8 protein-coding genes are annotated in these 8,252 nt (G+C 59.9%); 1 reads left to right on the forward strand and 7 read right to left on the reverse strand.

What is annotated here, in order from left to right; all coding sequences use genetic code 11:
• From WAO18_RS22255 to WAO18_RS22285, 7 genes are all read right to left on the reverse strand, one after another.
• Window positions 1–570 (reverse strand): hypothetical protein (locus WAO18_RS22255; protein WP_422208399.1); only part of this gene is annotated, 570 nt, incomplete at its 3' end.
• A 10-nt stretch (window positions 571–580) separates the two neighbouring features.
• Window positions 581–1,279 (reverse strand): ABC transporter ATP-binding protein, encoded by a 699-nt coding sequence (locus tag WAO18_RS22260; protein ID WP_422208400.1) that lies wholly within the window; start codon window positions 1,277–1,279, stop codon window positions 581–583.
• Window positions 1,280–1,334: 55 nt separating this feature from the next.
• Window positions 1,335–2,294: a UDP-glucuronic acid decarboxylase family protein gene (locus WAO18_RS22265; RefSeq protein ID WP_422208401.1), complete on the reverse strand. Its 960-nt coding sequence runs from the start codon at window positions 2,292–2,294 to the stop codon at window positions 1,335–1,337.
• 40 nt (window positions 2,295–2,334) lie between these two features.
• Window positions 2,335–3,657 (reverse strand): UDP-glucose dehydrogenase family protein, encoded by a 1,323-nt coding sequence (locus WAO18_RS22270; RefSeq protein WP_422208402.1) that lies wholly within the window; start codon window positions 3,655–3,657, stop codon window positions 2,335–2,337.
• Between the two features lie 588 nt (window positions 3,658–4,245).
• Window positions 4,246–5,445, reverse strand: coding sequence for a cytochrome P450 (locus tag WAO18_RS22275; protein WP_422208403.1), 1,200 nt, complete (start codon window positions 5,443–5,445; stop codon window positions 4,246–4,248).
• Entirely contained in the window at window positions 5,442–6,158 is a 717-nt protein-coding gene (locus tag WAO18_RS22280; protein ID WP_422208404.1) for an acetoacetate decarboxylase family protein, read from the reverse strand. Before WAO18_RS22280 ends, WAO18_RS22275 begins: the two co-directional genes overlap by 4 nt.
• A 43-nt stretch (window positions 6,159–6,201) precedes the next feature.
• Window positions 6,202–7,242 carry an LLM class F420-dependent oxidoreductase gene (locus tag WAO18_RS22285; RefSeq protein ID WP_422208405.1) on the reverse strand — a complete coding sequence of 347 codons (1,041 nt, stop codon included), beginning with the start codon at window positions 7,240–7,242 and terminating at the stop codon, window positions 6,202–6,204.
• 70 nt (window positions 7,243–7,312) lie between these two features.
• Between WAO18_RS22285 and WAO18_RS22290 the strand changes: the two genes are divergently transcribed.
• The coding region (locus tag WAO18_RS22290) for a Zn-ribbon domain-containing OB-fold protein (protein WP_422208406.1) at window positions 7,313–8,252 on the forward strand (940 nt) is incomplete at its 3' end.

Raw genomic sequence — 8,252 nt, forward strand, 5'->3', positions numbered from 1 at the left:
ACGAAGTGAAGCCGGCAGCGTTTTCAGCGGGTAGAAGACACAGGAAAAGGGCATCAACACTCCGGCAATGCTCCATGCCAGTCCCTCAAGCCTCGACTTATAACGCAGGATCAGGCTCGTGACTGCAACGCCGCCGGCAAGGCCGAAGAACATCAGGACGGCAATGAACGGAATGAATTTAATTAATAACGGGAAGATGTTGAAGTGATAGCAGAGCAAAGCAATCGCAGATTCCAGGATCAAACCAATCAAGGCCTTGATTAGGTTCACTGATATCAAAGCGGAAAGGTATTCCGCTATACTGAGCGGCGAGCCGAACAGATTAATGAGATTTCGCGACCCGAACTCGTCCAGGAATCCTTGCGCCATGTCACGCTGGAATCCGTAGAAAAATCCCCACAATACGACTCCGCCAAGCAACGAACTGATGAGACCCGATTGCATGCCCTCGTGGTGCGTGAGGTAGATAGTGATAAAACCCCACATTACGATATTCACCACAGGGAAATAGACCATATTGATCAAGTGGTTGTTGTTGCGCCGTAATTCATACAGGTGGCGTATAACCACGGCTTGGATTCTATGGAGACGCATCTTTCTGCTCTCTCGCGATCTGGATGAAGACTTCTTCGAGCGCGGGCTCGTCCCGGTGCTCTTCCAAGATGTCCCGCGTGACGTCGATCGGAGTTCCGCTTGCAATGACTCGGCCACGGCTCAGGAACACGATTCTATTGCACATCCGCTGAACTTCGCCCATATTGTGCGAGGTATAAAGAATGCTCGTGCCGCGGCTTCGCTGTAACTCCAGCAATATTTCCCTCACCTCGAGCGCCATCAGCGGGTCAAGGTAGACGGTGGGCTCATCAAGCAACAACAGTTCGGGGTCGTTAAGAAACGCCTTGCATAAACCGACGCGCGTTGCTTCGCCAGAGGAAAGTCTTGATAGCGGTTTGTTCTGCAGTTTCATGATCGAAAAACGGTCAAGCAGCTCGTGGATTTTGTGTATGGGATTCTCGACTCCATAAATCCGCGCATAAACCGATAAGTTTTCTAAAACCGTCAGACGCGGCGGAAATGCCACATTCGGTGTGGTGAAGTTCAGTCGTTGCAGCGTAGACTCGCGATTCTCTTGCAAGCTTTTCCCGAACAAGGAGAATGTGCCGGAGCTTGGCGTGATCAACCCCAGCAGCATGTGCACGATGGTCGACTTGCCCGCTCCGTTCGGACCGACGAGGCCAACGATTTCGGCTTTGCCCACGGAGAATGACACGTCGTCCACGGCCCGAAACGACCCGAAGGTCTTCGCCAGGTGTCTGACGTCGACCCGGGTGGGGTCATCGCACGCATGCACGATGCCAGGCTTCCCCGGATTGCCTTGCGTGCCATTCGATAGTGCGCGCTATCCCGTCACGTACCGAGACCTGAGGGTGCCATCCAAGCCGATCACGCGCTCTTGTAATGTCGGGCCGCCGACGGGTCGGATCATCTTGCGGCAGCGGATGCAACTCTATTGGGGAAGATGAACTAGTCAGTTCGATCACCAATTTAGCGATCTCGAGAACGCTGAGTTCCGTTGGGTTGCCCAGGTTGACTGGTCCCGGTTCGTCAGAATGCAACATCGCCAGGATCCCACGAACCAAGTCGTCTACGAAGCAAAGACTTCTCGTTTGGGTTCCATCCCCGAAAACGGTCAGAGCCTTGGCATTCAGGGCTTGGTCAATGAATGCTGAAACAACGCGGCCGTCGTCCGGATGCATCCGAGGCCCGTAAGTGTTGAAAATACGGAGAATTCCTGTGTTTGCGCCACAAGACGTGCGGTAGGCCGTTGTTATCGCTTCTGCGTAACGTTTGGCCTCGTCGTAGACGCTCCGCGGTCCGACCGGGTTGACGTTGCCCCAATATTCCTCCAGCTGCGGGTGAAGAAGGGGTTCGCCATAAATTTCACTGGTTGATGCGAGGATGAAGCGTGCGGATTTGCTCAAGGCGAAATCGAGCACGTTCCGCGTTCCCTCCGACCCGGTCCGTAGCGTGAAGATGGGCCTGTTCAGGTACGCGAACGGCGATGCTGGGCTGGCAAGATGAATCACACCATCGAATCTGCCCTCGATATCAATCGTCTCAAGAACGCTCTCCTCGATGAATGAGAATTTGGGAGACATACAGAGATGCTCAATGTTGGTGCGGCGGCCAGTTGAGAGATCGTCAAGACATACAACCGTGTGGTCTCTGTCGATCAACAGATCGCAGAGATGTGATCCAAGAAAACCGGCCCCACCGGTAACAAGGACTCTCACGACCCCCCCTGAGGTTGCGCCCAACTTCTTTGCGGCAACATCACGGCCGCCCAAACCCGCGGTAACTCCAGCCGGCGGCACGCCAGCGTTGCGAGTCTAGACAGTTACGCGCATCGATGACGCGCTTCTGCCTCATTACTGCCTCAAGTTTTTCCGGTTGCAGTTGCCGAAATTCTTCCCACTCGGTGAGAATCAGCACCACATCGGCCCCCTTACAAGCGTCGAGGGTCGACAACGAATAATTGAGCGTCGAGAACAGATGTCGGGCATTGTCCATGGCTTTAGGGTCGAACACGCTTACAAGGGCTCCCTGTAGCTGTAGTTGCCCAGCCACATCGAGTGCCGGTGAATCACGAATATCGTCGGAGTTCGGCTTGAAGGCAACGCCGAGAACCGCAATTCTCGCCCCGGCAAAGGATCCGCAAATTTCTCGAGTGGCGTCGATTACCCGGCTGCGCTGTCTGATGTTGATGTTGTCGACCACCTGCAAAAACGTGACGACATCATCGAGCCCCAACTCGTCGGCGCGCGTCATGAAGGCACGGATGTCTTTCGGCAGGCATCCGCCGCCAAAGCCCAGCCCGGCATCGAGGAACTCCCGCCCAATGCGCTTGTCAGCCCCGATTGCGTCGGCCAGCATGGTGATATCGGCGGATGCAGCTTCGCACACCTCAGAAATCGCGTTGATGAATGAGATTTTTGTTGCTAGAAAGGCATTGGCCGCGACTTTTGCCAATTCGGCTGTCGCCAGACTTGTTACCAAGAACGGAATGTTGCCGTCGGACGATAACGGCTTGTACAACTCTGCCAGCGTTCTTTCCGCGCGCTTCTCGTAATGCCGTTCCACACCTACCACGATGCGATCCGGATGCAGAGTATCGCGCACGGCAAAGCCTTCGCGAAGGAACTCCGGGTTCCAGGCGAGTTCTATATCGTCACCGGCGGGTGCGATGCTTCGCATACGTCCCGCCAAGCGCTCCGCTGTGCCTACCGGCACGGTGGATTTTCCCACTATTAGAGCTGGTCTATTCAGATGCGGAGACAAAGTATCGATCGCCGCATTTAAGTACGATAGGTTCGCGCCCAGACCCGTGTCGCTTTGTGGTGTGCCGACGGTAAGAAAGAACACGTCCGCGAAATCGGCCGCTTCCACGTAGGAGTCGGTAAAGCGCAGCCGGCCGGATGCCAGGTTGCCTCTTACGATGTCCTCGATTCCGGGTTCGAAGAAGGGCACCTCGCCCGACTGGAGCTTGGCCACCTTGCCCGGGTCGATGTCGACACCCAGCACATCATGGCCGATTTGTGCCATGCAAGCAGCGTGGGTTGCACCCAGATAACCGGTTCCAATCACTGCTATCCGCATCTGAGGCCCACGCTCGTTCACACGATATTATTGTCGACTAAAGCAACGAATTCTCGCGCGGCTCCATGCAGACCGCCGGTGTGTGCGGATCGTGCATTCGTCTTTGCCCCAACGATCCCGCGTTTCAATGCTTTGACTCCTCGGGTGAGCTCAAGCGGGCATGGGAAGACATTTGCCAAAATGTTCGCGAGTTAACCCGAGTGGTCGAGGTGAATAAAGAGTTCTGGGGGTTGACCGTCCAATGCGAAGCCGTCGGCATGCGCACGCTTGCCGGGAAGCGCGTGACATCGATACAGCAAACGGGCTCCATGGCCCATGTTCTCATGGATCGCGGTCTTGCGCGTGATTACGCAAACTCGGCGGCCGACGATTTGGCAGCTATGGGATCCGGTTCTGGTCGCGCGCCAAACCTGACTGGTCGACTCCGCGGCGGCAGAGTGCAGACCTTGGCCTCTGCCCACCTACAGCCTTTGCCCGACGAATACTTTTATGTTTTTCGATGGGATGCAGAAGCACCGGATATGGAGCCGCAAGGCACCCACAGATAGTTAGCCAGCGATCTTTCGCCGGCCGCCTAGGCCGCAGCCATCAACCCAACGGCGCGGTCGGGGTGAAGACCACTGGCATTTTCTCCAGACCGGACACGAAGTTCGCCGGGCGAAGTGGCAACTCGCCGTCGTCGGCCAGCCGCAGATCGGGCAGCCGCTGAAGCACCCGGCCGGTCATGTTCACAAGCTCGATTCGTGCCAATTGATTGCCCAGGCAGAAGTGCGTGCCGAACCCAAATGCCAAGTGACTGTTCGGATCTCGCTGAATACGGAAGTTCTCCGGGTCGCCGAAAATGGCTTCGTCGAAGTTGGCCGATTCGAACAGTAGAAGCATCTTCTCGCCCTGTTTGAGGCTGGTGCCGTGAAACTCCGTGTCGGCGGTGATTGTCCGCGCCATGTTCTTCAGCGGCGATGTCCAGCGCAGCATTTCCTCGACTGCACCGGGGAGCAGGCCGGGATCTTTTTGCAGCAGGTCCCACTGGTCGCGATTGCGTATCAACTGTTCGATGCCGCCGGAAATCGTGTGACGCGTCGTCTCGTCGCCTCCGACAAGGATCAGCAGCGTCTCCTGAAGAATGTCGTCGTCGCTCAGCCGTTCACCGTCGACCTCCGAGTGCACCAGGACACTGATCAAGTCCTCGGTCGGCTCGGCTCGGCGCTCTTCGATCTTGCTCCGCGTGTAGTCGTTGTACGCGATAAAGGCATCCATCGTGACCTGCAGGTCAGCCTCGGACACAGTCGAACTGAGGCCGACCATCAGGTCGTCGGACCACTTCAGGAAGAGCTCTCGCTCTTCCGGGAGCACACCGAGCATGTCGCCGATGACCGCCATCGGCAGCGGGGCGGCGAGGTCTCGGACGAGATCACATTCACCGCGTTCGCACACCGCGTCGATGAGCAAGTCGCACAACTTGCCGATGGAGGTGTCCTGGACCTTCAACCGCTTTCGCGTGAACCCTGCGTTGACGAGCTTGCGGCGCAACAGATGTGCCGGATCATCCATGTCGATCATCATCGGCAGGGCATCCTGATCAGGACGGATGCCGCCCGCATTCGAGAACAACTCGGGGTTGCGCTCGGCGTCGATTACCGCCGCATAGGTCGTCGCCGCGGCCAGCCCGTTGCGATCGCGGAATACCGGCGCGTTGGCCCGCATCCAACGGTAGGCCTCACGGGCCGCAGGACGATCGGCGTAGAAAGTCCCGTCGGTCAAGTCGATATCGGGTTTGGTCATGGTCATGAAATCTCCTGAGCGTCGCCGAACGTCATTTGTACTTGGTCAGCAGAGCTGGACAGCATCGCGCGCTTCGGAAGGCCCAGCGACGCCAACTCTTTCGCGTAAGGATGATCGCCCAGCCGGACGTGCACTCCACCGAGTCGGGTCCGCACACCGTCCAGCGTGTGTTCGAAGGCGGTCTCGCGGGTGACCCCGTCGCGGTGCGAGTAGCTGCGCTGCGCCTGCCGGCGAGGGGTCAGCCGGATCGGCAGGCCCGGACGAAAGTCCATCCCGATCACCAGTTGCCCGTCGACCGTGCAGTCGAATCCGAATTGCCGGCCCTCTCGAATAGCGAAGTCCGCCATGACTTTCGGGTAGCCCCAGATCTTCGTTCCCGCCTCCAGCGTGAACGCCTGGTCGACGGGCAGGTGATGGATGAAGGCTCCGGCCGATCCCAGGGCCCGTGGCCCGCTCGCAGTAGACCCGGGCGGATTGACCATCACGCTGGTGCCGAACTCGTAGTACTGGCCCAGGTCGCCGTCGATGTAGTGCATCAACATCAGAACCACGACCGCACGCCCGGGCAGGTAACGGCAGACCCGCAAGCCGCTGTAGTCGATCAGGTGCTGAGCGGCGTCGGCGTCCACCGAGAACATCGCCATGTGCTGGGTTGCCTTGCGAATCTGCACCGGCATCGTGAGCACCGTGCCGGCGATGGTGTGCTGGGAGGCTGTCATCCGGCCAATCTAGAACGTGTTCTAACTCACCGCAAGGACCGGGTCAGATCAGGCTCGCCAGCTCGCGGACCTGCTCTGTACTGCGGCCAGACACCACCATCATGGTGACGCCGGCGGCCTCCCAGGCCTTGATCTGCTTACGCACGTAGTCAACGTCGCCGACGATCGCGGCGTCGTCGATCACCTCGTCGGGGATGATCTCGGCGGCTCGTTCTTTGCCGTCCTTGTGTCCACTGCGGAACAGCTTGGTCACGTCGTCGACCACCTCGGCGTAACCCATCCGGCGGTACACGTCGGCATGGAAGTTGGTGCCCTCGGCGCCCATGCCACCCATGTAGAGCGCGATGTAGGGCTTCATGGCCGCGAACGCGGCGCCGCGGTCCTCGGTTATGACGATGTTGGCGGTCGCACAGATCTCGAAGTCCTCGCGGCTACGGCGTGCGCCCGGACGGGCGAAGCCTTCGTCCAGCCACTCGTTGTAGGTGTCGGCCATCCGCGGCGTGTAGAAGATCGGCAGCCAGCCGTCGCAGACCTCGGCGGCCAGCGCCACGTTCTTCGGCCCTTCGGCGCCCAGCATGATCGGGATGTCGGCCCGCAGCGGATGGGTGATGGGCTTGAGCGGCTTGCCCAGACCCGTTGCGCGCTCGCCGGTCAACGGCAGCGGATAGTGCGGGCCCGCGCTGGTCACCGGCTTCTCGCGGGCCCAGACCTGTCGGATGATGTCGACGTATTCGCGGGTTCGGGCCAGCGGCTTGGGAAACGACTGGCCGTACCAGCCCTCGACGACCTGCGGGCCCGATACGCCGAGACCCAGGATGTGCCGGCCACCGCTGAGGTGGTCGAGCGTCAGCGCGGCCATCGCGCATGCGGTCGGGGTGCGTGCCGACAGCTGCACCACCGAGGTGCCCAGCCGCAGCCGCTGCGTCGAAGAGCCCCACCAGGCCAGCGGCGTGTAGGCGTCGGATCCCCATGCCTCGGCGGTGAACGCGGCGTCGAAGCCGGCGTCCTCGGCCGCGGCCACGAGTTCGGCGTGGTTGTCGGGTGGCTGAGCCCCCCAATATCCCAGCTGGAGTCCGAGCTTCATGAGTGCCGCCTTTCCTGCAGGTCTCGACCCTATCTTGAATCCATTCTTAGAACCTGTTCTACTCGATGCTGTGACCACCAGCCAAAGTAGCCCGGTGCAGATCGATAGCCATCAGAAGCCGCTCTCGGCCCCTCTGCGGCTGTCATTCGACTACGCCCGTTCAGTCGGACCCACCCTCAGCCAGTTCTTCACCGCCCTGCGCGAGCGACACATCGTCGGCGTCCGCGGATCGGACGGCCGGATCTATGTTCCGCCCGCCGAGTTCGATCCCGTCACCTACGAACGATTGACCGAGATCGTGCCGGTGGCCAGCGTCGGAACCGTGCTGTCGTGGACCTGGCAGCCCGAACCCCTAGAGGGACAACCGCTGGACAAGCCGTTCGCCTGGGCGCTGATCAAACTCGACGGCGCCGACGTCGCGATGCTGCACGCCGTGGATGCGGGATCCTCCGAGGCGATCAGCACCGGTGCGCGGGTACACGTCCACTGGGTGGACGAACCGGCGGGCGCGATCACCGATATCGCCTACTTCGGGCTCGGCGAGCAGGCCGAGCCAGTTTCCGAGACCACCGACGACCGCGACCCGGTGACGGTCCAGATCACACCGAGCAGCATCGAAATCCAGCACACCGCTTCGCTTCCCGAGACCGCATTCCTGCGCGGCCTGGAAGAGGGCAAGCTGCTGGGCGCCCGCACCGGAAAAAACGGGAAGGTGTACTTCCCGCCGAAGGAAGCCGACCCGGCGACCGGACTGGAACTCGACAACTTCATCGAGTTGCCCGACAAGGGCACGGTGACCACGTTCGCGATCATCAACATCCCGTTCGCCGGACAGCGCATCAAGCCGCCGTACGTCGCGGCCTACGTGCTGCTCGACGGCGCCGATATCGCGTTCCTGCACCTGATTCAGGAGATCGACGCGACCGAGGTGCGGATGGGCATGCGGGTCGAAGCCGTCTGGAAGCCCCGCGAGGAGTGGGGCCTGGGTATCGACAACATCGAATACTTCA

Source organism: Mycobacterium sp. (assembly GCF_049278535.1).
In the GTDB taxonomy this organism is placed as follows: Bacteria; Actinomycetota; Actinomycetes; order Mycobacteriales; family Mycobacteriaceae; genus Mycobacterium.